General features: G+C 68.5%; 19 protein-coding genes and 6 pseudogenes. 14 read left to right on the forward strand and 11 right to left on the reverse strand.

The window, feature by feature from the left end:
• The first annotated feature begins 122 nt into the window (after positions 1-122).
• Positions 123-995: an SDR family NAD(P)-dependent oxidoreductase gene (locus DQE82_RS25715; protein WP_113974452.1), complete on the forward strand. Its 873-nt coding sequence runs from the start codon at positions 123-125 to the stop codon at positions 993-995.
• A gap of 320 nt (positions 996-1,315) precedes the next feature.
• On the opposite strand, the gene DQE82_RS25720 is transcribed toward DQE82_RS25715, so the two are convergent.
• From DQE82_RS25720 to DQE82_RS31520, 4 genes and pseudogenes are all read right to left on the reverse strand, one after another.
• A complete protein-coding gene (locus tag DQE82_RS25720) occupies positions 1,316-2,353 on the reverse strand; it encodes a DUF808 domain-containing protein (protein ID WP_113974453.1) in 1,038 nt (345 codons plus the stop codon).
• 206 nt (positions 2,354-2,559) lie between these two features.
• Positions 2,560-2,652, reverse strand: a pseudogene (locus tag DQE82_RS25725) (IS5/IS1182 family transposase); the annotation flags it as partial.
• 226 nt (positions 2,653-2,878) lie between these two features.
• Positions 2,879-3,502: a hypothetical protein gene (locus tag DQE82_RS30895; RefSeq protein ID WP_199496111.1), complete on the reverse strand. Its 624-nt coding sequence runs from the start codon at positions 3,500-3,502 to the stop codon at positions 2,879-2,881.
• Positions 3,503-3,596: 94 nt separating this feature from the next.
• Positions 3,597-3,905: pseudogene (locus DQE82_RS31520) on the reverse strand (Glu/Leu/Phe/Val dehydrogenase dimerization domain-containing protein); the annotation flags it as partial.
• A 264-nt stretch (positions 3,906-4,169) separates the two neighbouring features.
• Here DQE82_RS31520 and DQE82_RS25735 point away from each other — a divergent pair.
• From DQE82_RS25735 to DQE82_RS25745, 3 genes are read left to right on the forward strand one after another with little or no spacing between them, the layout of a single operon-like run.
• The gene (locus tag DQE82_RS25735; protein ID WP_113974454.1) at positions 4,170-4,577 is read left to right on the forward strand and encodes a GntR family transcriptional regulator; all 408 of its coding nucleotides are present in this window, start codon (positions 4,170-4,172) and stop codon (positions 4,575-4,577) included.
• A 20-nt stretch (positions 4,578-4,597) separates the two neighbouring features.
• Complete coding sequence (locus DQE82_RS25740) at positions 4,598-5,488, forward strand: ABC transporter ATP-binding protein (RefSeq protein ID WP_113974455.1); 891 nt, start codon at positions 4,598-4,600, stop codon at positions 5,486-5,488.
• Positions 5,485-6,474: an ABC transporter permease gene (locus DQE82_RS25745; RefSeq protein WP_113974456.1), complete on the forward strand. Its 990-nt coding sequence runs from the start codon at positions 5,485-5,487 to the stop codon at positions 6,472-6,474. The genes DQE82_RS25740 and DQE82_RS25745 overlap by 4 nt, the downstream gene beginning before the upstream one ends.
• 60 nt (positions 6,475-6,534) lie before the next feature.
• On the opposite strand, the gene DQE82_RS31225 is transcribed toward DQE82_RS25745, so the two are convergent.
• The gene (locus DQE82_RS31225) at positions 6,535-6,771 is read right to left on the reverse strand and encodes a DNA glycosylase AlkZ-like family protein (protein WP_116962589.1); all 237 of its coding nucleotides are present in this window, start codon (positions 6,769-6,771) and stop codon (positions 6,535-6,537) included.
• Positions 6,772-6,833: 62 nt separating this feature from the next.
• Positions 6,834-7,148, reverse strand: a complete 315-nt coding sequence (locus DQE82_RS31230) for a DDE-type integrase/transposase/recombinase (RefSeq protein ID WP_370446810.1) — start codon at positions 7,146-7,148, stop codon at positions 6,834-6,836.
• A gap of 255 nt (positions 7,149-7,403) precedes the next feature.
• On the opposite strand from DQE82_RS31230, the pseudogene DQE82_RS25755 reads away from it, so the two are divergent.
• The 10 genes and pseudogenes from DQE82_RS25755 to DQE82_RS25800 all read left to right on the forward strand — a co-directional run.
• Positions 7,404-8,081 (forward strand): annotated as a pseudogene (locus tag DQE82_RS25755) (transposase family protein); the annotation flags it as partial.
• A 455-nt stretch (positions 8,082-8,536) separates the two neighbouring features.
• Positions 8,537-9,772, forward strand: coding sequence for an IS110 family transposase (locus DQE82_RS25760; protein ID WP_013289118.1), 1,236 nt, complete (start codon positions 8,537-8,539; stop codon positions 9,770-9,772).
• Between the two features lie 21 nt (positions 9,773-9,793).
• Positions 9,794-9,898: pseudogene (locus DQE82_RS25765) on the forward strand (IS5/IS1182 family transposase); the annotation flags it as partial.
• A gap of 438 nt (positions 9,899-10,336) precedes the next feature.
• Complete coding sequence (locus DQE82_RS25770) at positions 10,337-14,425, forward strand: WD40 repeat domain-containing protein (RefSeq protein WP_113974457.1); 4,089 nt, start codon at positions 10,337-10,339, stop codon at positions 14,423-14,425.
• A gap of 3 nt (positions 14,426-14,428) precedes the next feature.
• The gene (locus DQE82_RS25775; protein WP_113974458.1) at positions 14,429-15,592 is read left to right on the forward strand and encodes a hypothetical protein; all 1,164 of its coding nucleotides are present in this window, start codon (positions 14,429-14,431) and stop codon (positions 15,590-15,592) included.
• Positions 15,592-16,695 (forward strand): caspase family protein, encoded by a 1,104-nt coding sequence (locus DQE82_RS25780; RefSeq protein ID WP_113974459.1) that lies wholly within the window; start codon positions 15,592-15,594, stop codon positions 16,693-16,695. Before DQE82_RS25775 ends, DQE82_RS25780 begins: the two co-directional genes overlap by 1 nt.
• Positions 16,692-18,887 (forward strand): hypothetical protein, encoded by a 2,196-nt coding sequence (locus tag DQE82_RS25785; RefSeq protein ID WP_113974460.1) that lies wholly within the window; start codon positions 16,692-16,694, stop codon positions 18,885-18,887. The genes DQE82_RS25780 and DQE82_RS25785 overlap by 4 nt, the downstream gene beginning before the upstream one ends.
• A 2-nt stretch (positions 18,888-18,889) precedes the next feature.
• Positions 18,890-20,560: a hypothetical protein gene (locus tag DQE82_RS25790; protein ID WP_147265167.1), complete on the forward strand. Its 1,671-nt coding sequence runs from the start codon at positions 18,890-18,892 to the stop codon at positions 20,558-20,560.
• 284 nt (positions 20,561-20,844) lie between these two features.
• Positions 20,845-22,266, forward strand: a pseudogene (locus DQE82_RS25795) (NF041680 family putative transposase).
• A 372-nt stretch (positions 22,267-22,638) separates the two neighbouring features.
• Entirely contained in the window at positions 22,639-23,223 is a 585-nt protein-coding gene (locus DQE82_RS25800; RefSeq protein WP_233514782.1) for an endonuclease/exonuclease/phosphatase family protein, read from the forward strand.
• A gap of 406 nt (positions 23,224-23,629) precedes the next feature.
• Here DQE82_RS25800 and DQE82_RS25805 read toward each other — a convergent pair whose 3' ends face one another.
• The 5 genes and pseudogenes from DQE82_RS25805 to DQE82_RS25825 all read right to left on the reverse strand — a co-directional run.
• Entirely contained in the window at positions 23,630-23,938 is a 309-nt protein-coding gene (locus DQE82_RS25805) for a hypothetical protein (RefSeq protein ID WP_113974462.1), read from the reverse strand.
• A 585-nt stretch (positions 23,939-24,523) separates the two neighbouring features.
• Entirely contained in the window at positions 24,524-24,712 is a 189-nt protein-coding gene (locus DQE82_RS25810; protein WP_147265168.1) for a hypothetical protein, read from the reverse strand.
• Between the two features lie 43 nt (positions 24,713-24,755).
• Positions 24,756-25,223, reverse strand: a complete 468-nt coding sequence (locus DQE82_RS25815) for an integrase (RefSeq protein ID WP_199496113.1) — start codon at positions 25,221-25,223, stop codon at positions 24,756-24,758.
• Entirely contained in the window at positions 25,223-25,585 is a 363-nt protein-coding gene (locus DQE82_RS25820; protein WP_113974464.1) for an AbrB/MazE/SpoVT family DNA-binding domain-containing protein, read from the reverse strand. Before DQE82_RS25820 ends, DQE82_RS25815 begins: the two co-directional genes overlap by 1 nt.
• Positions 25,586-25,886: 301 nt before the next feature.
• Positions 25,887-26,144, reverse strand: a pseudogene (locus DQE82_RS25825) (transposase family protein); the annotation flags it as partial.
• Positions 26,145-26,447 lie beyond the last annotated feature (303 nt).

Below are 26,447 nucleotides of genomic sequence, written 5' to 3' on the forward strand. Positions count from 1 at the left end.
GCGTGCACAGCGTCGAAACCGAGATCGTCGCGCAGAGGATCAAGCGGGCGGGACCACTCGTCGCCTCCGGAGCCTGAGCGCGGCTTGCTTTCAAGCGCGCTCGAAGCTCTAGTGTCGGGGCCGTGACCACGACAGCCGAGACGAGAACATGGATCATCACGGGCGCGAGTTCCGGCCTCGGTCTGGGGCTCGCCGAGGCGGCACTCCAGGCTGGCGAGCATGTGATCGGGACCGCGCGACGGGCCGACCGCTTCGACGGGCTCAAGGCGCGGTACGGGGATGGGCTCCTCGCCGTCGCGCACGATGTGCGCGACACGGCCGGAGCGGCCGGGGTCGTGCAGCGGGCGCTGGAGGTGTTCGGGCGCGTCGACGTGCTCGTCAACAATGCAGGCGCCGGACAGGTCGGCGCCGCCGAAGAGATCACGGACGCTGCTCTGCGGGCCATGCTCGAGCAGCACCTGTTCGGCCCGGCCGCCTACGTGCGTGCCGTACTGCCCCACATGAGGGAACGTCGCTCTGGTGCGGTCGTGCAGATGAGCAGCCAGGGCGGGCGGATGTCGTTTCCCGCCGTCGGCAGCTACTCAGCCGGCAAGTTCGCGCTCGAGGGCTGGTCGGAGGCGCTGGCGGGCGAGGTCGCACCGTTCGGCATCCGCGTCCTCATCGTCGAGCCCAGTCGATTCCGCACCGCGTTCAACTCCGCGGACGTGCTCAACACAGCACGGCAGAGCTCGATCTACGAGGGGGTCACCGGTGCCGTGCGCGCGAACATGGAGGGAGCCGACGGCATCCAGGAGGGCGACCCGGCACGAGCCGCCCGGGTGATCCGGAACATGCTCGACACACCCGACGCGCCGCTCCGGCTCCCGCTCGGCGCCGAGGCGGTTCGCAACCTCACCCGCGCCTACCGTGCAGCGCTCGACGACGTCGAGAAGTGGGCGTCGGTGAGCGAGTCGGCGGACTTCCCAGGTATGCCGCCCGCGGTTCGCCCGTTCTGATCGCCGTACGCTGATGGCCGAGGCGGCATTCAGTTCGGCGTCGAGCGCTGACGCCGGAACGGCACATCCCGACTGCGGGAGTGCCCGCGACCTATTCGCCCAGCTCTCAACGCCCGGCTCCGCCGACGTTGGGCCGCTTCCAGCATCCGGTCGAACCGGATGCCGAGTCGGTAGTTCACGATGGCGACGACGACACCAATACCGCGCCAAAACGGCCCACTACCAGCGAAGACTCCGACCCCACCAGGTGCGGCTGGAGTACCAAGCGCGGTTCAGCACCAGAACGCCTGACCCCGCAGTCGAGTGGCGATGATTTGCGGTCAAACGCGCGGCGCTCGGTCCGCAGGATCGTCGCGACGCTGAGCTGCACGGCTCGGCTGGGCGGGGATGGTGCCGTCAGTACGAGTCGTGGCCGCCGCGGTCGCAGCCGCAGGCTTGGATTTGCGGCGGTGGAGCGTGAGAGTCATGACCAGCACGACCAGCGCTCCGACGATCAGCCCGAGGATCGCGCTGGCCACCGTGTTGACGAGCCAGCCGACGAGCCCGCCGAGCGCACCCGTGGAGTCGTGGGCGGCGACCTCCACGTGGTGCACGGCCTCGTACAGGAAGTGCAGGTTCAGCTCGTTCGTGCCTAGCAGCAGGATGTGCCCGCCCACCCACAGCATCGCCGCGGTGCCGACCACCGTCAGCACGGTGAGGACTACCGGCATCGCCCTCACCAGACCGCGGCCGAACGTGGCGACGGCGCCGGAACGTTGCGACAGGCGCAGCCCGGCGTCGTCCATCTTTACGATCAGGGCCACCACGCCGTACACCATGACGGTTATGACGACGGCGACGACCGCCAGGATCGCCAGGCGGGACCAGAACGCCTCATTGATCACCTCGTTGAGGCTGATGACCATGATCTCCGCCGAGAGGATCAGGTCGGTTCGTACCGCCCCGGACACCAGTGTCGTCTCGTCCTGCACCTCTTCCTCGCCCGCGCCGTGGGCATCGTGATGGGCGATCTTGGCCCACACCTTCTCCGCGCCTTCGTAACAGAGGTAGGCGCCGCCGAGCATGAGGATCGGAGTGAGCAGCCAGGGCACGAACTGACTGAGCAGCAGCATGGCCGGCAGGATGATGAAGAACTTGTTGCGCAGCGACCCCAGGGCAATGCGCTTGATAATCGGCAACTCGCGCTCGGCCGCCAGGCTCCGCACGTACTGCGGCGTGACGGCAGCATCGTCGACGACGACGCCCGCAGCCTTGGCGCCGGCCTTCGCGGCGCCCGCCCCGATGTCATCGATCGACGCGGCAGCGGCTCGGGCCAGCACCGCCACGTCATCCAGCAGGGCTACGAGTCCACCGGCCAAGGGAGGGTCCTTCCAGGGTTGCGCAGAGTTCGAACTGGCCCATTCTCGCTCAGGTCCTGTGCGCGGCAAGCCACCGCCCGGCCGTATATCGGGCGAGAGCTCGAGGTGAGCGTCTATCGCGCTCAGCCGACGACCCGCCACCACCGCGCCCGGGTCATCAACCTGGCGCCAGCTCAGGCCGAGCCCGTCCGCCGCGGTCGCCGTTAGCCAGGGTCGGCATAGATGCGTTTCGGTCGCTGTCCGGGTCGGCCGCGGATGCCTTTGATCGGCGGGATCTCGTCGACCAGGGGCAGTAGACGGGCCGCCCTCGGCAGACAGCGACTGGAGCGACAATCCAGTTGCTGAGCAGCCTCGCGGCCTGGCGACACGGCTCCTTGAACGTGATACGCGCGCTAGCTCGGCAAGAACGAGCTCCCAGCTCAATCTCCGCCCTCTAGCTGGTGGAGCGCTCGCTCCGCACTGCCCTCATCTGCCGCCGTCACGTGTGGCGGTTGGCCGTTGTCTTGCGGTCGGGTGGTGGCAGGGTCAGCGGCGGCCGCTTTCCATGCGGTGGCGGGCGCGGGCGCGAGCGGCAGCGGCCGGGGTCGAGCCGGTGGCGCGGGCTGTGCGCAGGATGTCGGTGAGGGTGTCGGCGATGCCGTGTACCCGGGCGGTGGCCTGGGCGGACGTTTCCCGGTGTAGCTCGGCGGCAGTGGCGTGGATGATGCCGCCGGCGCTGACGATGATGTCCGGTGCCCAGAGGATGCCGTGCTGGTGCAGCAGATCGGCGGTGGCCGGGGTGTCGAGTTGGTTGTTGGCCGGTCCGGCGATCGCGGCGCAGCGCAGTGTCGGCACTGTGTGCGGGGTGAGCAGACCGCCGAGGGCGGCGGGGACGAGGACGTCCACGTCGGCGGTCAGGCAGTCCTGCGGGCTGGTCCAGGCGGCACCCGCGGTGTCGGCGAGCATTCGTCTGCCCTCGTCGATGTCGGCGGCCACCAGGGTCGCGCCGGCGTCGGCGAGCATGCGCAGTACGTGCCCGCCGACGCGGCCGAGGCCGAGCACGGCGATGCTGCGCGCGGACAGATCGGCTGACCCGAATCGCTCGGCGCACAGGGCATGCAGCGCGGCGAGGACGCCGACGGCGGTGTCCGGAGGAGTCGCCGCTGCCACCGGCGTGCACCGGTCGGCAGAACGCATGCGGGGCCCGCTCGGCGATCGTGACCATGTCGTCCGGTCCGGTTCCCACGTCCGGCCCGGTGGCATAGGCACCGTCCAGCCCGGCGATCGCGTCGCCCGCGTCACGCAGCACCGCCCGACGGGCGGCCGCGTCGAGCGCCCTGCCCGGGGGCAGCGCGACGACGGTCTTGCCGCCGCCGTTGGGCAGCCCGGCCAGCGCGCACTTGTCCGACATCGCGGCCGACAGCCGCAGCGCGTCGCTGAGCCCGTCACGCCAGTGCGGGTACTGCGCGACCCGGCAGCCGCCGATGGCCTGACCGAGCACGGTGGAGTGCACCGCGACCACGATCGGCAGGCCGGACCGTACGCCCCGCCTGATGACGACGTGTTCGTGCATGGACCAGCCCTCGGCGTCGTCAGTTCGTTGGCGACCATCGCACACCTCTCCTTCCACCTGGGTTGCTGCCGGTTCCTTCCCGAGCCGCTGACCCGTCGGTGCCAACCTCTGGCCTGCTGGCGCCACCCGGTCGACACGCCGGGCAGCCGCCCGTGACGTGCCGCGTCGGGCCGGGCGCGTGTCGCGTCGGGCTTGACAGGAGCCACAGTCCCGGCGAGCCTGTCTGGTAGTCCTATTGTCGTAGGACAGGAGGAATCATCGCGAGTGATCGAATTCGTACTGGACAGCCGGTCGAAGGTGAATACCTACATGCAGCTCGTGCAGCAGGTGAAACAGGCTCTGCGGGTCGGCCTGCTGACGCCGGGCGACCAGTTGCCGAAAGTCCGGGACGTCGCACAATCCCTGGCGATCAACCCGAACACGGTGCTGAAGGCGTACCGGGAACTGGAGATCGAGGGTCTGGTCGGCGGCCGCCCCGGAGTGGGCACGTTCGTCCAGCGCACCCTGGCCGGCGCGTCGCTGCCCAACCAGGCCGAGCTACGCGACGACCTGGTTGCCTGGCTGCACCGGGCGCAGGCTGCCGGCCTCACCGCCGAGGACGTCATCGCCCTGGTGGAGACCACGCTGCGCGCCACCCTCCCTGAAGACACCCCGCAGAAGGAACCCGCGTGAGCGGAACGAGAGGACAGAGAATGGACCATGTCTTGGAGGCGGACCGGCTGGGCAAGCGGTACGGCCGGGCCTGGGCGTTGCGGGACTGCTCGCTGCGCCTGCCGGCCGGCCGGATCGCCGCGTTGGTCGGGCCCAATGGCGCGGGCAAGAGCACACTGTTACACCTGGCCGTCGGGCTACTCAAGCCCGACGCGGGCACGGTACGGGTGTTCGGTCGATCGCCGTACGGCGACACGGACGGCCTCGCCGACATCGGCTTCGTCGCCCAGGACACCCCGCTCTACCGGGACTTCACGGCGTCCGAGCTGGTCGTCGCCGGCGGCAAGCTGAACAAGCGGTGGGACGCGCACCTGGCCCGCACCCGGTTGGCACAGCTCGGCATTCCACCGGACCGACCCGTGGGCAAGCTCTCCGGCGGGCAACGGGCCCAGATGGCGCTGGCCCTGGCGCTGGCCAAGCAGCCCCGGCTGCTGCTGCTCGACGAGCCGGTCGCCAGCCTCGACCCGCTGGCCCGGCGTGAGTTCCTCCAGTCCCTGATGGGCAGCGTCGCGGATTCCGGGACCACCGTCCTGCTCTCCTCGCACCTGCTGGCCGACCTGGAGCGCGTCTGCGACTACCTGATCGTGCTGAACGCCGCCAAGGTACAGCTCACCGGCGCGGTCGACGACCTGGTCGCCGGGCACCGCCAACTGGTCGGCCCACGGCACGACGGCGGCCCGATCGGGGGCGTCGCCGCCGTCGTCCGGGCCAGCCACACCGACCGGCAGTCGACACTGCTGGTCCGCACCGACGGGCCGGTCACCGATCCGGCCTGGACGATCCGCGAGGTGAGCCTGGAGGACGTCGTCCTGGCCTACCTGGCCGAGGGCACCGCGCAGACCAGTCACAGCGAGTGGGGGGTGGCAGCATGATCTGGTTGACCTGGCGACAACACCGCAAGCAGGCCTTTTTCACAGTGCTGGCGTTCGCCGTGCTCGCGGCCGTGCTGGTGCCGATCGGCCTGTCGATGCGGAACACCTTCGCCGACCTCGGGCTGGCGGACTGTGTTGGCCAGCTTGCCCACGCCGACGTGGCCGCGTCGACCCGCGAGGCATGTGACGCGGGCTTCCACCGCTTCAGCAACCAGTACGGCAGCCTCAATCTGCTGGCCGTCCTGCTGATCACCCTGCCGGTGCTGGTCGGCCTGTTCTGGGGCGCGCCACTGGTCGCCCGTGAGGTGGAGCAGGGCACGCACCGGTTCGTCTGGACCCAGGGTGTCGGCCGCACCCGCTGGGCGCTGACGAAGTTCGGGCTGGTCGGAGCCGCTGTGCTGCTCCTGGCGATCGGTTACGGGCTGGGCATGTCGTGGTGGGTCGCGCCGCTGACCCAGGCCGCTTACGAAGGTCGCCTCGGCATGATCGTCTTCGATCTGCAGGGCATCGTCCCGATCGGCTACACGCTTTTCGCCGTGGCGTTGGGCGTCTTCGCCGGCACCGTCTGGAAGCGGATGCTGCCCGCCATGGGCATCACCCTCGCCGGGTTCATCGGCGTACGAGCGGCGGTAGCGCTCCTGGCCCGGCCGCACTACCAGCCCGCCCGTACCCAGACCTTCCCGATCGAGAGGGAGGGACCCCCGGAGATCAGCCGGGGGGACTGGATCCTCACCCAGGGCGTCCGTAACCCGGACGGGACGATGATCGCGGAGGATACCCGCATCCAGTGCCCGCCGGGCGGCAAGGGCCCGGACGGTCGGGTCTGCGGCGCCGAGCTGGGCCTCCAACCGGGCGCGTACAACTGGCAGCTGTACCAGCCGGCGGACCGGTTCTGGCTGTTCCAGGGCATCGAGACGGGCATCTTCGTCGCCCTCGCCCTGCTGCTGCTCTACCTGGCCGTGCGCCGGCTCCGCCGGATCTCGTAGGCGGGGACCTCAGATCGTGGACAGCGACGGGTGCTCGTCGGGGCGCGGGGGCCTCGGCGATCACCCGTCAGCCACACCCTCCGGGGTCAGCGAGAGCCATGACGCCAGGTCGCGCAGCTCGCCGTGCACGGCGCGGCTCACCTGCAGAGTGAAGGGCACGTCTTCTTGGACGGCGTGCACGGTGAATGTGCCGCGCCAGCGGTCGGCCGTGGCGTCCACCTTTCCGACCAGCCGGTCGCCGTGCAGGATCGGCAACGCGAAGTAGCCCCACCGTCGGTTCGCCTTCGGTTTGTACATGCACGTACTCGTACTCGTACTCGAAGAGCTCTTCGAGGCGGACCCCGTCGTGCACCAGCCGGTCAAACGGCGACAACAACGCCTGTACGCGCCGTGAACGGCTGCCCGAGCGCGGCCGGGTCCACCCGCCAGACCCCCGGGACTCCCTCGGCCACCGCCAGCTCACCGGCGTCGCCGACGGCGTTGTCGAAGCACGAGCCGACCCGGCCCATCGACTGGCGTACCTTCCAGCGGGCGCACACCCGGGCGAAGTCGGCCGAGCAGCATTCGCTGTCCCTGTCGCTGTGGAAGATCACTCCGGTGACATCGCCGCCGCGGGTGACGGCGGCCATGTTCAACGCGGCGACGACCAGGCCGGGCCACGCGGACGGCGGCACGCTGGCCAAGCGGGCCTACGTCCACCCGGACAGCAGCCACCTCAAGGTCGCGGCTGAACACCTGGAAGCAGGCCTGTTCGGCTGGCTCCGGTGACACGAATTTCAGCAGTATGCGCGTACGTGATGAATTGAGCCCTTTCCAGCCTGATCTTGCAGGTCAGCCCGGGTCGGCAAGGGGTGCTGATCGATGAGGGCGAGGCTCCAGGTAGGACAGCAAATCGACCAAAACCCGATGCCCCGACCGGGAGCCTCGCCATGCTGTCCTACCCTGCCACGATCCCGTTGTCCAACCGGACCCTGAACCACCTCGCCGAGCGAATCCGCGGCCACCGCCAGCAGCGCAAATCCCGGTGGAGGCGACTGACCCCGGGCCGCCAGGCACTACTCGCCCTGGCCCACCTGCGCAACGGCGACACCTACACCCGCCTCGCCGCCGGCTTCGAGATCGGCGTCGCGACCGCCTGGCGCTATGTTCAAGAAGCAATCGCCCTGCTCAGCGCTGCCGCCGAGGACCTGGACACCGCCATGCGGCGCATCCGACAACTGGCCTACACGATCCTGGACGGCACGCTGATCCCGATCGACCGGGTCGCCAACCAGAAGCCGTACTACTCCGGCAAGCACAAACGTCACGGCGTGAACGTGCAGGTCATCGCGGATGCGGCCGGGCGTCTCGTCTGGGCATCGGCCGCGCTGCCCGGTTCAACGCATGACCTGACCGCCGCCCGCATCCACGGCATCATCGAAGCCTTGACCAGCGCCGATGTGATGACCTTCGCGGACAAGGGCTACCAGGGCGCCCGCGGCAGCCTGCGCATCCCGTTCAAGCGGCGCCGCTTCCGGCCGAAGCTGTCACGCCGGCAGAAGACGGTCAACCGGGCGCACGCGAAGATCCGCGCCCGCGGTGAGCGCGCGATCGCCACGCTCAAGACCTAATAGAACCCGAACGGCCGCCGTTGACCTCGGGACTATGCCGAAGCCGGGTGGATTCCTACTCAAGACCCCGGTCCTGTGAGGCCTCTTTCCAGGCTTGGTGCGCCCTGCCGAGTGCACGGTCAGGTGGTCGGGCGGCGGCCGTTCAGCCAGGATTGTCTCGATTGCCGGCGCACGGTCGCTACAGGCCCAGCACGACCGGCACTGCCGGGGGCGGATCACTTCACGCAGGTCAGGATGGTTACTTGTTCGTGGTTCGAGCCCGCCAGCATGATGCACCCCTCGCTTACCGGGAGCCGTCGAGCTCTGAACCAGCACGGGAGTCGTGGTGGTCGCTGGGATCGCGAAATGGCTAATCGGAGGGTAGGCCACGAGCCTCGCTATTAGGGTGCCGCGCGATCCTACCAAGGGTTTGACCTAGGTCGATGTAAACGTTCGAGTGAACGGGAGCAGCTTTGAGCAAGGTGTTCTGCGGAATCGACTGGGCCGAACGGCATCACGACGTCGCGCTGGTCGACGAGCACGGCGAGTTGGTGGCCAAGAGGCGCATCCACGAGACGGTCGAAGGTTGGCAACAACTGCTGGACATGATGGCCGCCGCCGGCGACACCGCCGAGGACCCGATCCCTGTGGCGATCGAGACGCCACGCGGGCTGCTGGTAGCGGCGTTGCGGGCCAGTAGCCGGCCCGTCTACGCGATCAACCCGATGGCGGTGTCCCGCTATCGGGACCGGCACAGCGTCTCGCGCAGCAAGTCAGACCACGCCGACGCGATGGTCTTGGCGAACATCCTGCGCACCGACGCCCACGTCCACCGCGCCTTGCCCGCTGACACCGAACTCGCTCGCGCCATCGCCGTCCTGGCCCGCGCGCAGCAGGACGCGACCTGGCGGCGCACCAAGGCATCTAACGAGCTTCGCTCACTGCTCCGCGAGTACTACCCGGCCTTCCTCGACGCTTTCATCAACCGCAAGGACTACCTGACCAGCAGCGACGCCCGCGCGATCCTCGCCGTTGCCCCAACGCCGGCAGCCGGGGCCAAGCTGAGCAAGGCACGCATCGCCGCAGCGCTGCGCCGCGGCGGCCGCCAACGCGGTATCGACGCCCTTGCCGCCGAGATTCAGCAGGCACTACGCGTGCCACACCTACGGCAACCGTCGATGATCGAGGACGCGATGGGCACTACCGCACTGGCGTTGCTGGCCACCCTCAACACCGAGTGCGCCAACGTCGCTCAGCTCGGCGAAGCCTGCGCCCAAGCATTCACTCAACACCCCGACTACCAGATCATCACCAGCTTTCCCGGCCTGGGTGACCTCACCGGCGCCCGTGTCCTGGCCGAACTCGGTGACGACCGCACCCGCTTCACCGACGCCCGCGCCGTTAAGGCCTACGCCGGCTCCGCACCCGTCACCCGCGCCTCCGGACGGAGCATCTCCATCACTCACCGCCGCGTCAAGAACGACCGACTCGCTGCCGCCGGCTGGGTCTGGGCGTTCGTCGCCGCCACCAACTCACCCCACGCACGCGAGCACTACAAACGACGCCGGGAAGTCCACGCCGACCGCCACGCCGCCGCCCTACGCCACCTCTTCAACCGGCTCATCGGCTGCCTACACCAATGCCTCACCACACGGCAGCTCTACGACGAGACCAAGGCATTCCCCACCCGAAACCCAACCCTCGCTTGACCCTTACAGCTATCGGAGGTCTGGAAGATCCTGGCCAAGCTTCGCTGCTGCCCGCGCCGCGCTACCGCGATCGTGCAGGCCACCCTCGTCTTGCACCACGTCGAAGCCGCCCGCTACGCAGGATGAAAAAGGCTCATTGCTTTACAGCAGCCCGGATTCTTCGAGGCGCCCCACCGATCTGCTGCCGCCGGCCGGGCTCACCGAGCGGTGGGAGCGGATCCGATGGTGACCACGCGCGCCCACTCGGGTGGCGAGTCCGGCACTTGGTCGGGATCGCTGTCGTCCCACCGGCTGACTCGAGAAAACAGTCCCACGACGGTTCGACAGCGCGGGCCAGCGTCGACGATCTCGGACACGATCGCCGAGTTCAACTCGGGATGTATCCGCCGATCGCCGTTGGATTCGCGCCGAGTGGGACCGAATGCCTCGCCTTTCGTCCGAGGGAGCATCCCGACCGTCGGGCGCTTGTCGCCCCGATCGGCAGCGCTGCGTGGACGACCAGTCGCGGAACGTAGGCAAGTGTCCGCTGCCGCTGCTGGTGGTCCGCATAGACCATGTTCACCGATGTCTAGTGACTCGCCTCCCAAAGACCGGCCTGCGAATGTGGTGCCGTCCGGCGCGATCGCCGAGCTGAGCCGGCTTGGTGATCCGGACCGAGCTGGCCACGACGATCTGCTGCACGCGACGACCGGGCGACGCCACCTCGTGTGGGACGCATGCGTGGAGGCGGTCGCCGTCGACCCCGAATGGCTCGCAGGTCCGGCGACGGAGCTTTTTGAGAGGGCTATAGACGAGATGCCGGATGCGCCCGCCGGACGCCAGCTCAAGGGACCGACTGAGGCACTTGTGGCGGCCGCGCGCGTCGTTTCGGGCGCCTACTCGCACACTTTGAACAATGATCTCAATGCGGTGATGCGGCGTTGGGAAGGCTCGCGAGTGCTGCTGCGGACCATGCTCAGCACCGAACTGCCCGGCGCGGCCCTGGGCGGCGGCGGTGACGCCGTGCTACGCGCGCTTGGCGAACTGAGCACATTCGCTGCTAGCCCGGCCCGGACCATGGCCGGGCTCGTTGTCATCCTGCTGCGCAGGCCGGACTCGATGGTGGAGCCCTTCGCTACCCACGTGCTCCTAGACGCCAACGCGGGCGGCACCAAGGTGACCGGTGCCGCTGCGATGCTCGAACTGGAGGAACTGCCGGGCGGACCGCCAGGTCTGTTCCCGGACCCGCGCGTGATGAGCCTGATCCGCGCGGACGACCGATTCCAGAAAGGCATAGAGGACGCGTGGGCGGCCACTACCCGCGCGTTGGACAAGCCGCCGTGTGTGCTGTGGCGGATGCGTACCGACGACGGTGGTCCGATCCAGCCCGTGAGCTACATCGAGGGCACGTCAGCGGGTGCGGCCTTCGGTGTGCTGTTAAGTGCCCTGGTGCGACGCCAACTGCCTGCTACCAGTCTGCGGGAGCGCGTCACACGGCGCCGGAGGCTACGCGGCCGGGTGGCACTGACCGGGGTCGTGACGCCGGAGGGCAAGGTCCTCCAGATCGAGGGCGTAGACGCGAAACTGATCGCGGCAGCCGAACGCCAACTGCGGCCGATCCTGCCGGAAGGCAACAAGAAGGATGCCAAAGCGAAGCTGGTGGAGAAGCTGGAGCCCGAATGGGCTTCGACCATCGACGAGGCCCTGCGCCGGGCGACCGAGTATTCCCCGCGCCAGCGACGCGCCGCGCTCGCCGCGCTCGCCGCGATTCTCCTGGTCGCCGTCACAGGCACAGTCTTCTTCGTAACCGGACAGAGTGCACAGGATCGGGCTGCCCGGCAGGCTGCTTCGGCGAACCTGATCACCGCGGCTCAGAACCGTAGAGATCAGGACCCGATCCAGGCGGCGCTGCTAGCTGCGCAGGCCTACGCGCAGGCGCCCGATCGTACCGGGCATGCCGATGCGGCACTGGAGCTGCTCCGGCAGCTGACCTACAACGGGCAGTTCGGCGGAGAGATCACCGGCAATACGCACCGGATCAACGCTACCGCGGTCGCACGGCTGCCCAGCGGTGACGTGCTGCTCGGAGGGACCGGGGACGGGCGATTGTTCGCCGCTCGGGTGGCGGAGCGGAGGGTCTCTATGCGGGAGGGAAGCGCCCATGACGGCGCGATCAACCAGATTGCGGTCAATCCGGTGGTGCCGGACTCGTTCGCGACCGTCGGCGCGGACTCCAAGCTGGCGTTATGGCGGCTTGAGGGCGGCTCGCTCGTCTCCGGTCCCGACGCGGGCCTCGGCGAGCACGATCCGGGCGAGGTGTGGACGGTGGCCTACAGTCCGGACGGTCGGGTCATAGCGGCCGGGGACAACCAAGGGTGGATCACCCTCGTGGACGCGGCGACGGGCAAGGCGTTGGCGGAGGTGCGACCGCACCGAACCCTGCCGATAGCTGGCGCCGCGATCGGCGCCGTCGCATTCGGACCGCCGGGCAGCGACGCGCTCTACGCCGGTACCGCCGCGAGCCGCCTTGTCAAGGTCGACTATCGCGGGCTGCTCACCACCGGCAAGCGTACGGAACCGAAGACGACACTGCTGGACACGCCCGATCGCGGAGCCATCAACGCACTGTCATTGATCCCCGAGGCCGGGTGGTACTCGAGTGTGGGTTCCACACGCGCCGGAGTGCTGCTGATCGGCTCCGACGCGGGTCTGGAAGCATGGAACCTGGACAGCGGCCGCCAGGCTGCGGCCTCCCCGGTGGGCGGCGTCGGCCGGGCCGTCCGGACCATAGCGGTGAGCGGCCGGTTGATCGCCGTCGGGGAGCTGGGGCAGACCGTCCTGCTCGACGTGTCCCTCGACACGACGGAAACCCTCAGATTCTCCGTACGCGACATCCGCGCCGGCACCGCGCCGGCCGCGGCGATCGCCGGCGATCGCGTCCTCACTCCGGTCGCCAGCGGTGCGGTGCGGGTCTGGTTGCAGGATCGACGGCCGTTGGCGGAGACGCTCGCCGACGTCACACCACTGGACGTGGGTATCGGCTCCGACGGCACCGTCTACGCTCTTGACCCCGAACAAGGACTGATCCGCGTCAACGGCGACGGGCGACGAACGCTGCCCACGGGTATCCGGAGCGGCGGGCTCGTCGCCGTCTCGGGATCGGGGCTGGTGGCGATCGCTGACATGGATCCCAAGTCGGCCGCGCCACTCCGGATCGTGAACGGAGAGACGCTCACCGAGGCCGAACTGTCAGACATCGCACATAAGCTCGCGGCCTGCGACGGGGTAACCGCGGTAGCCTTCTTACCGGCCGAGCCCACGAGGCTGGCCGTCGGGTGCCGCTCCGGCCTGGTGCAACTCTGGGACACGGACACATGGCAGGTGTCGAGTACCGCGATGCTCAGGGGCCTGATCCCGTCTAGTTTCGCCGTCGCGAACCGCGGTCTGCTTGTCGGTGGCCTTCCCGGGCGCGACGGCGACCTCAACGCCGACGGCATCGGCGGGCTCGTCCGGCTCGGTCTCCCGGACCTAATTGAGGAGACAGCGGTCCCGGCGAACGCGGGCGGCGTGATCGGCGTCGTCGTGAGCGGCGACCGCGTCGTCGCCGCCGGACGCGACGGTGTGGCTCGCGCCTGGACTTCCGATCTGAGCCCGGCGACGAATCCGGTCACCGTGGGCGACGCCGTCCACGCGGTCTCGTCGACGCTCCTGGACGGCCGGATCGTCGCCGCCGTCGACCATGAACTGGTAGTCCTCGACCCAAATACGCTCGGCACGGTCGCGTCCGCGCCAGTCGGCCGCCCGGTGACCCGACTGGCCGTGGGCGGTGCCCGGGGCACCATGGTCGGCCGCGTGCTGCCGGTGGAGCGACGGTACGCAGTCGCGGCATCGTTCGCACCGACGCCCGAGCAGCCGATCGCCCTGACCTGGCACCTCGACGCCGACCGGCTGGTCGCGCGGGTCTGTGAACTGGCGGGCCGCGCGCTCACCGGCGACGAATTGTCCCAGTACGGCCGCCGCTCGGACGTCGGCTTGAGGAAGCAGTGCGGGACGCCAACTCAATCCACACCGGCGACCTCCGCACCCAGCGGCGACGGTACCGGTCCAGACGACGTGCTGGTCACCGCGACCGAGCCCCCCAGGCCCCGCCGCGGCGACCATGACTGCGGCTCCCTGAATGCCGACGGGAGTGCCTGCGACCTGGTGGTCGGTGGCCAGGACGACTATGCCTGGACCATCACGCCGGGCGTCGCGACTCCCGACGGCCAGAGCGCCAGCCAGTTGGTCGTCTATCGCGGCACCGAGGACGGACAGAGCTGGGTGCCAGTGCTGCGCACTCGCGACGGGTGGACGGGTGCAGAAATTTTCGTCTGGCCGGTGTCGCAACGGCACGGCGAGCGTTCCCTGGCGGTCGGTCATCGGGCAACGTCTCGCGGCGGGTTTATCACGCTGACCCTGGTCACCGAGGGACGAGTGGAGAAGACCATCTCGACAGTACGGCGCGTGGAGCGCGGCGAAAACGCCCTGCGCGTCTGGGCCGGTGTCTACACCCGCGCCGACTCGGACTGCTGTCCGAGCAACTGGACGACCTACGAGCTGCGGCGGAACGCGTCAGGCCAATGGACGGAGACGGGCACGCGCGCCGTGTCCGTCAACGAGATCCCGGAGTGGTGACCCATGCCAATCGTCGTCGTGCACGGTGTCGGTACGCGCAGTGGTCGGGCGTACACGCGCCGGGTCGCCGCCCGCACCGCGCTCGTACGCCGTTTCCTGTGCCGGCCGCTGGGGCTGGAGCCTGAGGCGGTCACGGTGCTGAACCCGTACTGGGGAGACGTCGCTGCCCGGTTCCGGTGGAACCACCTCTCGCTGCCGGATGCGGACGACGAGGCGTTCGGCACCGAGCCAGTCGCGCCGACCGAGGTGCTCCTGGCCGAGTCGACCCTCGGCAGCCTGCCGGCCCCGCCCGCGCACATGCTGCTCGCCGCCTCCGGCAGATCACTGCACGCCGCGACCGATCTTCTCTGGTGCGCGGCCGCCGATGTCGAGTGGGCCACGGAGGCCGAGCTGGACACGCTGGCGGCCACGGTCGTCCGGATCCTCGGCTCCGAAGCCACGACGGTGCCCGACGATTTCCAGGACGACGTCGCTCTGCTCCGCCACATCGTCGGCCCGCTCGCGACCGAGGGCGGCCACGACGAAGCCTTCGGGCGGGGCGACGCCGGTACCGTCGACCTGCTGCGGGAAGGGCTCAGCCGCATCCGTACCTCCGGAACGCGGCTCGTCTCGGCATCCGCCCTAGAGTTGCTGCGCCGCAAGCTGCACGAGATGGCTGCCGTCTTTGCCGGAGACGCGGTCACCTACCTGCGGCAACGGGAGCAATTTGGCGCTGCGGCACCAATCTCGCGAACCGTTGCGGAGGCGCTGGTCGAGGCGGCACGAGCGAGGTCAGCGGCGGATCCCCGAGTGGTCGTGATCGCGCACAGCATGGGCGGAAACATCGTCTTCGACCTGCTGAATCACCTTCGACCCGAGCTTTGCTGCGACGTGCTCGTCACCGTCGGCTCACAGGTCGGGCTCTTCGCCGAACTGGACCTCTTCGAGGGCGTCCACGCGCCCGCCGACCCACTGCGCGACCGCGCGCCGGTCCCGGCCAGCATCGGCCACTGGCTGAACGTCTACGACTCGTGCGACGTGCTCGCTTTCGCCGCCGGCCGGATTTTCGAGGGAGTACAGGACAGGGCGTTCTCGACCGGCGTGGGCCTGATCAAGTCGCACTCCTCCTACTTCATACGGCCGAGCTTCTTCGACCGACTGGCCGCCTTCCTGAACGAGGTCGGCTGATGTACTTTTCTCGTCCCGTGGCCGGCCCAGGGCTGCACGCGCTCGTCATCGGTGTCGGCAGCTACCGCCACCTGCCCGGCGGCACCGGCCGGGAACTCCCCGACCCGCTCGACTTTGCCGGCCTCGGCCAGCTGACGTCGCCACCGGTCTCGGCCCGCCGATTGGCCGAGTGGCTCAGTGGGGCGTCACACGAACTCTGGAGGGTCCCGCTGGCGAGCGTGGACCTGCTGGTGACGGGCGGATTGGTGGAGCCCACGATCGCGGCAATCCGCGACGCGTACGCGGGATGGCGCGACCGTGCCGGCGGCCACCAGGAGAACGTCGGCCTCTTCTACTTTTGCGGCCACGGACTGCAGGCCGAGACCCGCCGGATGCTGCTGACCGCCGACTTCGGCGAACACGACCAGGTGCCGTTCCTCGGCGCATTCGACTTCGAAAAGACCCGTGACGCAAGCGTGCAGACAGGCCCGGACACGCAATGCTTCTTCATCGACGCCTGCGCTGGGTCCTCCGCGTGGCTGATGCGGCACAGCCCTTCCGTCGAAGGGCTCGGTACGGTCGCCAACCGCATCGTTGGCGTGGCCGCCAGGCACACGGTCTCGATTCTCTCCGCGCTGCCGTTCGGCAGCGCACGAGGACCGATCGGTGGTATCTCCTACTTCACGGACGCGCTCATCCAGGCGTTCGCCGGCGCCGCAGCGCGCCTCGACGACCGGCTGGAGTGGTCGGTGCGCACCACCAGTCTTATCGATGCGATCTCGACGTTGATGAGCCGGAATCCACACGCCCGGGACCACCCACCTGTACAGCAGAACCTTTTCGGCGACGCCACGCTCTGGACTCTGCCCGAGCCGCCCGCGGTGGACATCACGTTGTGCTGTACACCTCCCGACGCCCAGCGGATGGCCACCCTGCGGTGCTCGCCAGAACCGCCGTCACGACCGCTCGTGCGCCTCGATCACACAGAACTTCCCTGGCCAGTACGGTCGTCGGCGGGCAGTCACCTGATTGAGGCAACCTTCGCCGAAGAGCAGTTCGCCCCCTACCGGAAGCGCCTGGACCTGCAGCCGCCGGGGCGGTCGCTGGAACTGCGGATCCGATGAACGCCCGGCTGCGCCTCCACCTGCACGCGCCGGTCCACAGCGCGTACGGCATGCCGCTGCTGGTCGAGATCCTCGACGATCACGGCCGGCAGGTCGCCGAAACCGCCGTGGCCGTCGGAGACGCCCGCGACTTTGACCTACCGGCAACCTCGCGCGTCACTGTCCTGGTAACCGCGCCGAGCGGCGCCGACGTGATCGACGGCGTGGAGCTGCCCGCTGGCTCCAGCAACCCGGTACACCACGCGATCAACGTCGCCCCGCTCGCTCGCCAGCCCTGGTTGCTGCGCCCAGCCGGAACGGGCCTGGTCCGGTTCGGCGAAGCGGAAGACGGCGGTTTGGACATGCGCGAATACGACACGATCTGGCTACGGCACTGGCGTCCCGTCGAGCGAACCTGGACGCCGATCCGGCGGCGCGCGATCCGGAACGGCGACCGGCACGGCATACGGATAACCACCTCGGGGTTCGAGGCGGGAACCATGGGCGCCGTCCAGATCGGCGGCGCGTCGCTCCCGTCGCGTTTCGTCGCCGTGCCACCAGGCCACACCGTGGACGTGACCTTGCGTGCCCGACAGACCCAGGGACGGGCCGATGTGGCGATCACCGTGACCGGACCGGACCCAATTGTGGACACGCTCATGAGCCTGCTGACCCTGGGCCGCCTCCGCCAGGTACGTCTGATCGCCGAGAGCCTGCGAACTCAGGCAGTCCTCTCCCCGGCACAGCGCGTCGCCCTTGCCTACGCGGGACTGCTCGACCTAGACCGGATGACCGCCATCGGACCGGACGCAGACATCCTGCGCGTCGCACGAGCCGTTCAGACAATGGACCTGTCGCACGACGGAACCTGGATCAGGGATGCGCTGTACGAAGCATGCCGAAACAACCTACCGCTGTGGACTGCCGGGTTGAAGCTCCTCGCGGCGACGATGTCCCGGGTGGCGGCCGAGGCTCCCGACGGCCTCGGTCCACGGCTGACAAAGGCGTGGGAGGGCCTACGCCCGCTGCTGGCGGTGGCCGACCTGACCCAGCCGACTGTGACCTATCCGGGCACAGCAGTCGGAGTCGCAGTCCTACCGGGCGCAACCGTCCCGGCACCGGCCGATGTGGTGCCGGTCTTTTCACACCGTTTCCGGGCCGCGACCGAACCGGCCGGCCCTGGGTTGCGGCTGCTACGTGGCCCAGGGGCCTTCGTGCTGCCCGACCTGACAGACTCCGGTGTCACCCGGCCTCGCAGCGGAGTCCTGACCGCCGCCGACGGAGCCGGCCGACCGGCCGAGGCCATGGCTTGGGTGGGTAGCACGCGCCTCGCGGTGACTCACAATTCGCACCGCGACTGCTTTGAGCTCGCGGCATCCGCGACCGCAGAAGGGCCGAGCGTGCTGCCGGTCGAATACTCGGCGGTCACCGGCGACACCCAACTCATCTGGCTACCTCTCGCCCCGGACCACGGAGGGAGGGCACGGGCCCGAGCCCGCCTGGACAACCTGGATCCGCTCCGACCGATAGGGGCGAGCGCGCCGATGGCGGTCTCCGAGATCGAGGACTGGGACGTCGAGCTTATCCGCCGATCGACCGTCGCAGCGGCAAGTCTCGGCACCCAGACGGCCTGGCGGAGCATCCTGATCGCCGCCGGTCGGGAGGTCTGCACCCGAGTCGACGGTGATGTGCTCTGGCCGAGGTCGGACCGAGTGATCCCGCCCGAGCGGCTCGCGGAGCTGGGCCCGGAGTCGACGCACTACCTGGCACTACTCAACGAACACCTCCCAGTCGACCTGCGGCGACGGCGGGATGGCGAGCACCACTGGGCGGATCGGACCGGGCTGTTGTCGGTTACTAGCCATGCCGTCGAGCCAGGGACACTGCAACTGCGCGCCTCGAACGCCGCCGCAGGGGTAGGCCTGCTGGTGCAGATCGATCTCGTCGGACCCCGGCAAGCCCAGCGGTATCTGCTTCCGCTGCTCGATGGCGGAGCGGCGGTGCTCACGGTCCCAGCGCCCAGCGGCAACCTGCGGATCGTCGTTGCTGGCCTGACCGATCCGGCCGACCTCGACGAACGGCAGGCCGACGTCGTAGCTCGGTCGGTGCGAGCCGGTCAGGAACCGGAGCGTAAGGCATGGCGCCAGACGGCCTTGGACCGGATGTTCGGGGACTCGATTCGATCGGCGATCGTCGGAAGTCTAGGAGAGTGACGATGACCCGTACGCAGAGAATGCCGGCCGTGATCGTGGCGACCGTGCTGGTCCTGCTCGCGGTGACGACCGCAAGCCTCCTGTGGCTGCGATCAGACGTCGGCACCCGGCCAGCGAACGAGCGCCCGACGGCTGCCAGTCCCTCCGAGACGCCGACGGCCCGCTACGCCTACACCATCCCGGGCGAACTCGTCATCGAGACCGGCACCGGGAGCCTCATCCGGACGCCGGGCGAGTACCGCGGTGGGCGGAGTGTGTTTTGGACGGACAGCGGCAACTTCGTCGTCTCGCACGGTACGGATTCGTCCGAGTCCCCCTATCTGACGATCGTGAACGTGCACTCCGGCATGACGCACCGATTTGGCTGCGACTGCACAGCCGCAGTACCGGTCGGCACCGATCGGATCGCCTACGTCACGTCGGCGCGCAAGCCGTACGTCATCGACCTGGCCCTCGGAGCGGCCCCCCAGGAGTTTCCGGTAACCCTTCCTGACCGCCTGCAGCCGGTCGAGGTTATGGCGTCCGGCGGTGAGACCCTGCTACTGCGGGCGCGCCCGCCGGAGGTTCCGGGAGAGACCTTCTATGGCATGGACGAGATCTTCTCCGTACGGTCGGGCAACTCCGCGGCGGAGAAGGTCGCCGAGTACCACATGATGGCCGCCGCCAACGCAATTGGCACGGTCACCCCGGACGGCGTCCCGCGATTCGTGTTCAGCGCGGCGACGGACGACGGCCGGTGCGTCGACTCGACCTACCAGTACCTCGACGGCAGCAGCGGGCAGATCACCGACCTACCGGAACTCAAGCCCGGCGCGGCCGAAAAGGGAACCTGGATGGAGGTCTGGGACCTCTGGTGGGACGCAGATGGCAAGCTGAACGCCACCCTGTCGACAAAGCGCTGCACCGACGCACTCGACGACACCGAGACCGTGCAGCCATCGCTCTGGCGGCTCGACGGGGTAAAATGGCAGAGCGTCGACCGCACACCCGTACGCGGGATGCGGATCCTGACCGGCGGCAAACGATTGGTACTCAAGCAGGAGCGGGAGCACGGCAACTCGCTGTACCTGGAGAATGCTGGCACGAGCCGAAAACTGGCCGACGAGGTCCAAGACGTGGTGGTTGGCCCGGAAGTCTTGGACCCGCCCACCACACAGCCTGCCGGCACTGTGAACGGCTTCCAACTGGCCGAGGCGGGTGTGTGCAAAAAGACGTGTTTCGTGACCGGCACGGTTCAGATCGAACATCCGGCCTGGGGCCGTATCTCGCTCGTGACCACCTCCACGCTGTCCGACGTCGAACCCGACGCGAACATCGTCGCCGTGGACGCCGAGGGTACGGTGCGATGGCAACACTGGTCCGGTGGGTGGCCACTCCTCCGGTTCGCCAACCCTGCCACGGACCGGACGGGTCACTTGTTTTTCAACTTCAATCCGGGGCGGCACAACGGCGTGATCGTGCTGGCGCCGAGCCCGGACGGTTTCGAGGACTTCGAGACCCTGCCGAAGCCGGGCGAGTACGCAGCCCGGTTCTACGGCGCCAAACTGGTCGACACCGACAAGGACGGACGGTACGAGGTCGACAGAGCCCTCAACGACTGCGACCCCAGTTGCGCCGAAGGCACCGTCAATCACCTCGTCTATCGCTGGAACGGCCGCACCTACGCGCCATGATCCCAACCTGCGGCAGGTCGGTCAGTCCTGGGAGGCCCGGTCGTCGTCGTCCTGAGAGGACCGCAGCGCTACACCGGTACCGATCTTCTGCGGGTGACCTAGCTGCGACCTCGGACCGTCGGAGGGTACAGCCGTGCTGCTCGGCGCTCAGCCACTTCGACACGCGGCCTAACTTGAGCTTTAACCCGCTGGGCGGCGCCATCGACCCCGGCTGATCACCAGACAGCCCTTGATCGATCATTCCTCTTGTCTAGGGAAGAAGATCGCACACGAAGGGCTGTCTGGTGATCAGTGTGCACGATGCCAGGACGACTGATGGGGTCGGGCGGCTGGCCGCGTTCCGGCGTGAGTTCCATGCGTGTCTGACCGCTCGTGGGGATGCGTTGTTCGAGCTGGCCGACGCGTTGTTGTGCGGGGATGCGCCGGTGCGGTCGCTGGTGGAGTTGTCGCTGGTGGGTGAGCATCGCCGTGGTCACGGCTCGTTGTATGCGGCGTTGAACCGCGGCCGGATTGACATCGAACGGTTGCGGACCGCGGTGGCGGCGGTGCCGCTGCCGCGGGCCGCGGACGGGCGGATCGTCCTGGCGGTGGACGTGACGTGCTGGCTGCGGCCGGAGGCGCACACCTGCCCGCAGCGGGTGCTATGTCACACCTACGGACGCGGCAAGGACGCCCACATCGGGGTTCCGGGCTGGCCGTACTCGTTCGTCACCGCTTTGGAGGCCGGGCGCACCTCGTGGACCGCGCCGTTGGACGCCCGCCGGTTGGGGCCCGGTGACGACGCCGCCACGGTCACCGCCGGCCAGTTGCGAGACGTGGTGCAGCGGCTGATCGCTGCCGGGCAGTGGCGGCCTGGTGATCCGGACGTGTGGATCGTCGCGGATGCGGATACGACGGGCCCCGGCTGGCGTTCCTGCTGGCCGATCTCCCCGTTCAGGTTCTGGTGCGGATGCGTTCCGACCGGGTGCTGCGCCGACCCACGCCACCTCGGCTGCCCGGCACCACCGGCCGCCCACGAAGGCACGGTGGCGAGTTCATCTTCGGTGACCCGGGCAGCTGGGGCGACCCGGACGTCGCCACGACCACCGATACCCGTCTCTACGGCACCGCGAGCGCACGGGCCTGGCACCGGCTGCACCCGCGGTTGACCCACCGCACCGCCTGGACCGCCCAACACGGCCCGCTACCGATCATCGAAGGCACCGTGATCCTGTTAACCGTCGACCGGCTACCCAGCGGGTGCCACCGCGAAGCCGGTCTGGCTGTGGTGGTCCCAACCCGCTGCCACCACCGCCGAGGTTGACCTGCTCTGGCAGGCGTTCCTGCGCCGCTTCGACATCGAGCACACCTTCCGCATGCTCAAGCAGACCCTCGGCTGGACCAGCCGGAAACTGCGCGACCCGCACGCCGCCGACCGCTGGACCTGCCTGGTGTTGGCCGCCTACACCCAGCTACGCCTCGCCCGAGGTGCCGTCGGCGACCTCCGCCGGCCCTGGGAACGCCCCGCACCACCCGAACGACTCACCCCCGCCCGCGCACCGAAACCCTCCCGACCAGGACCCGGCCGACCACCCGGACTACCCAACCGCCACCCGGCAACCCGCCACGACGTCCACATCGCTACCACCACCAGCAGCACACAACCGAAAGGCAGCACGAAGAAAACGAAGACCTCGAATAAACCGAGGCCACGCCGCACAGGTTAAAGATCAAGTTAGTCATAACCCACCCCAATCAGCGGCGCGATCGTGACGGCAGCGACGCCAACTCTTGCGCCAGCCGGCCGGGACCACGCCGACGAAGGCAGTGCTCGCGCCGCGCGGGATCTGGTGCGGGGACAGCCGAGGCGGCGGCCGTCCCCCGGCTCACCCAATCAGGGTCCCCGACGCCCGTCGCGTTGCTCGGGTTAGCCGCGATCGGGCGAGCGGTGTGAGCCCGCGACGGCTTGACAGCAGGGCGACATCCTTCAGGCTCTCGATTCGCTGGAGGCTGCGCAGGACGGCGCACTGAGTCTCCGGTGTCCAGAAGATCCGTAGGTCCTCGCGGTCCCCGACGTCAACGGCGACACCCTCACCCACATGGGCCGCGGAGCGCTTCAGGTACACGTCGACTGCGGCGGCGTCGGCCTGCGGCTGCTGACCGCGCACCTGAAGAGCAAACTGCTCACCTACCCGGGCGGGCGACGCCACCCCCTCAACGAGGACGAACGCGCTCGCGGCGCCGGCTACGCCCTCCTGCGGCGCACCGCCGAAGCCGTCGCCCTTCGCGTACACCTCAACCAGACCCTCGCCGCAGCCGCCGCGAACGGCCAACCCGGCACGCCGACCATCCTCTGCGGCGACCTCAACGACGGCCCCGACGCCATCACCACCGTCCTGCTCGAAGGCCCAGCCGACGGAGACGTCAACCGCCCCGACAAAGGCGACGCCGTCCGGCTATACAACCTCGGACGACGCCTCCCCCCAGCCCGCGCATACTCCCGCATCTACCAAGGCAACGGCGAACTCATCGACCACATCCTGGCAACCCGCGACCTCCAACTCCAGCTGAGCAACGTCGACTCCCTCGTCGACGACATCACCTCCATCGGCGCCTCCACCCGCAGCCGAGAGAAGGCCGTCGTACCAGACCACGCCCCCGTCGTCGCCCGATTCCACGGGTAAAACGCAGCGACCGACGCTGCGCGCCACGATGTCGTCGAGCTCGGCGGCGGTTGCGACGCGATAAATGGCAACATTAGTTGGGCGAGGGCTGTCCAGAAGACACGACTGACCCTGCGGCCTCGCCTGTCAGGGCACGTGACCGACCGTTAGCTGATCGTCGAGCTGCCCCGGCAAAATACGGACTGGCCACACACGGTTGAGGAACTGTGGGGAACGGACGGGAGCCGCTCGGCAATCACCTGGCTTAAGCTGCGCCGCTATGCTGGCCGTCACACCTGGAGCTGACCGTAGTTGACGGCCGTCGCCCACCCCATCGGGCACGCAACGGGCACGCGGGCCGGTTGCAGGTCGTTCCGCTCGGCTGACCAGCCCGGCAAACCGCCGCAGGCTGGTCGAACCGATGCGGCTACCAATACGTCAGGCGGAACACATCTCGGGCAACCAGGCCGCCCGGCGGCCGCAACGGGTCGTAGCCGTCACCGAGATACCCCGCTCCCTGATAGGAGCGGAGAACGAGACGATGGCCGGCAAACACCAAGATGAAGCCAACGGCAGCCATCATCGCCGCCCCCTGTGGGGACATCAGCCGCACACCCGCCGCCCGGAACAGCCACGGAAAAACAGCCAAGAGGATCGCCAAACGGTAGACCCAGATCCCCGCACGGTAGGTGAAAAGCCGCCGGCACGCCTCGAACTCGCTGCTGCTGATCGACACCGCGTCAGGTTAGTCCCTGAACGGCTCTCATCGCTGGCCCCCGTCGCCGCTGTCCATGCGCCTTCGGCTGCCGGTCAACCACTCCTCTCCCCGAAGCCCATCTCCGCCGTCAGTCCGCACAACGTGGAACGGGCCTGGTCCCCGACGTCAACGGGTCTGCCCCTGACGAGCGAGGCGTAGCCGATGCGCCATCCGTCCTGACGATCAAAGTGGAAGCTTCCGCCCGCAGCGCCTGCCTGCCCGGCTCCTGAACGCATGCCTCGCCGGCACCGACGAGATGCTCGCCGCGCACAGAGTGCCGCCGTTCATCGCGCGGAGCGGCACGAGCCCAGGCCCGTTCGAAGCTCGCGGCAGCCCACGCAAAGTCCGCCTTGCTCATAGCCACCTCCGCTGTTGAGGTGAACCACCGCTCGGTCCGGGCGCTGCTGAAGGGCGCGGAGCATCTGCTGGCGACGGGCGACACCGGACCCGCTCCACGGCGGAACGGACCGAGGCCACCCGCTTCGACTCGCCGTCCGCTACGAAGCCACCATCCACACTCGCCGCCATCAACGAATGGGCTGTGATCAGTTTCGACACAAGTCCCTAACGGGCCATCCAAGCGGTGTACCGGGCACGGCCATGCCGGGTTACACGGTGACCATCGCGATCCACGCACAACTGGCTGGTCTCACGATCGATCCAATAGGTCTGCCCGGCGGCGACGAAGGTCGGCTCTTGCAGGTAAAACCAGTGATCCACCACGCTGACCAGCGTCAGCCGGTCAGCAGTCACACGGTTGACCATGTCACCTCATCGAGCAGACGCCGTCCGGCACCTACCTGGTCATCATATGCGGCCCGACGGGCTTGGCCAGACGTCGGGGCTTCGGTACCCGCTTCGCCGGATTGTAGGATTCAGCGATGAGTCCGTCCGCTTCGGCGTAGCTGTAGAGGCACCTGAGTGACGAGATGAGATGCTCAGCTGCCGTCCGCCCGCCGCGAGAGTTCCGTTGTTCGACCAACTGCTCCTTCATCCGCTCGGCGAGCTGCCTGATCTCCAGCGGGGTCGGCTCATCTAGGCGCCTGCTGCCCCAGACCTCCCGCACGCGTTTCCAGTAGGTGCCGTAGACGCGCCCTGTCCCTGCCGTGACTGCCTGAGACACACGGTCGATGTACTCGTCGAATGTGGGAACGGCGCGAGGTGTGCTCGGCGCCGTCAAGAGCTGCTCCGGCGTGACGCCCAGCCGAGCCAGGAGGAGCCGAGCTGCGGCCAGTTCATCTCCCTTATCGAACACCGTTCCCATCACGTCGCCTCGTGCTCTTCGGCATATCGCGACAGCATCAGCTCCAAGGCGCTCATGGTGTAGGCCACCAGCAAGGAGCGGTCCGGGTACGCCAACACCAGGAGTCTATGGCCCGGGCCGATGCCGCAGCTTCGGCGCACCGAGGATGGCAGAACCAGATGGCCTTGCCCGCCGATCGTCGTCCGTGCGTCAGGCCGCGCGGTTACCGCAAACGCATCCTTCCGGCCGACGACTTCGACGGCACGGCCGGCGAACCATCCGAGGGCCTGCAGCGGCCTTCGGTCGGCCAATCGGCCACTCACGTCAACGGATGCAACTGCGCAGAGCGCCGCCGCAAGCCTGACGCCCTGGACGATCAGCATCGGCGTTCCCAGACGTCAGCCCCAGATGCTGCCGCTTCTCGGCAGCCAGGCCGCTGCCTCTCAGGCCGCTCTGGCCGGAAACGGTAACGCTCGATGTGGCTATGCCTTTGGCGACGAGACGTATTACCTCAGTGAGCAGGCGACTCCTGCCACTTCCGCCCGCTGGCTGCCACCGGCCTTCACAGCGTCCGACGCTCTCCGCCTGGAGCATCACGAACTATGCTCTATCCATGAGCACCAGTCAGCGACGTCTATCGCCGTCAGCGAAATGATCTTGCGGCTAGTAGTGAATGAGCGTTTTTCATCCTGCGTAGCGGTTGGCTTCGACGTGGTGCAGGACGAGGATGGCCTGCACGATCGCGGTCGCGCGGCGCGGGCAGCAGCGCAGTTTGGCCAGGACCTTCCAGGATTTGAGGGTGGCGATCGCGCGCTCGCCGCAGGCGCGGATCTTTGCGTGGGCCCGGTTGACTGCCTTCTGCCGGCGTGACAGCTTCGGCCGGAATCGGCGCCGTTTGAACGGGGTACGCACGCTGCCACGAGCCCCTTGATAACCCTTGTCGTCGCCGGACTGCTCCCGCGCACGCGGGGATGATCCGACGGCGGCGTACGCGGTCACGGTGCGGCTGTCCTGCTCCTCGCGCATGCGGGGTGATCCCGATCTTGCGGAGTACGAACGGCTGCGCGAGATGTGCTCCCCGCCCGCACGGAGGTAATCCTCCCTCTCCCTGGTCTGAGTGTCAACGCCGGCTGAACTTTGACCCCTCTGTTCCGGCCGAATGTTGACCCCCTCGTTGGTTGTTGATGTTCAGTCGTTGGTCTTGGTTGCTGCGGGAACGCGGCCGAGGTCGCGGTCTTTGAGTCG

It is taken from the genome of Micromonospora sp. LHW51205, assembly GCF_003315815.1.
GTDB classification, from domain to species: domain Bacteria; phylum Actinomycetota; class Actinomycetes; order Mycobacteriales; family Micromonosporaceae; genus Micromonospora; species Micromonospora chalcea.

What these genes read in the sequence shown, in the direction of transcription:
- DQE82_RS25740 (WP_113974455.1), top strand. Translation starts at nt 4,598, where the DNA reads ATGGACCATGTCTTGGAGGCGGACCGGCTGGGCAAGCGGTACGGCCGG.
- DQE82_RS25745 (WP_113974456.1), top strand. Translation starts at nt 5,485, where the DNA reads ATGATCTGGTTGACCTGGCGACAACACCGCAAGCAGGCCTTTTTCACA.
- DQE82_RS31225 (WP_116962589.1), bottom strand. Translation starts at nt 6,771, where the DNA reads ATGTACAAACCGAAGGCGAACCGACGGTGGGGCTACTTCGCGTTGCCG.
- DQE82_RS25770 (WP_113974457.1), top strand. Translation starts at nt 10,337, where the DNA reads ATGTCTAGTGACTCGCCTCCCAAAGACCGGCCTGCGAATGTGGTGCCG.
- DQE82_RS25775 (WP_113974458.1), top strand. Translation starts at nt 14,429, where the DNA reads ATGCCAATCGTCGTCGTGCACGGTGTCGGTACGCGCAGTGGTCGGGCG.
- DQE82_RS25780 (WP_113974459.1), top strand. Translation starts at nt 15,592, where the DNA reads ATGTACTTTTCTCGTCCCGTGGCCGGCCCAGGGCTGCACGCGCTCGTC.
- DQE82_RS25785 (WP_113974460.1), top strand. Translation starts at nt 16,692, where the DNA reads ATGAACGCCCGGCTGCGCCTCCACCTGCACGCGCCGGTCCACAGCGCG.
- DQE82_RS25790 (WP_147265167.1), top strand. Translation starts at nt 18,890, where the DNA reads ATGACCCGTACGCAGAGAATGCCGGCCGTGATCGTGGCGACCGTGCTG.
- DQE82_RS25800 (WP_233514782.1), top strand. Translation starts at nt 22,639, where the DNA reads ATGGGCCGCGGAGCGCTTCAGGTACACGTCGACTGCGGCGGCGTCGGC.
- DQE82_RS25815 (WP_199496113.1), bottom strand. Translation starts at nt 25,223, where the DNA reads ATGGGAACGGTGTTCGATAAGGGAGATGAACTGGCCGCAGCTCGGCTC.
- DQE82_RS25820 (WP_113974464.1), bottom strand. Translation starts at nt 25,585, where the DNA reads ATGCTGATCGTCCAGGGCGTCAGGCTTGCGGCGGCGCTCTGCGCAGTT.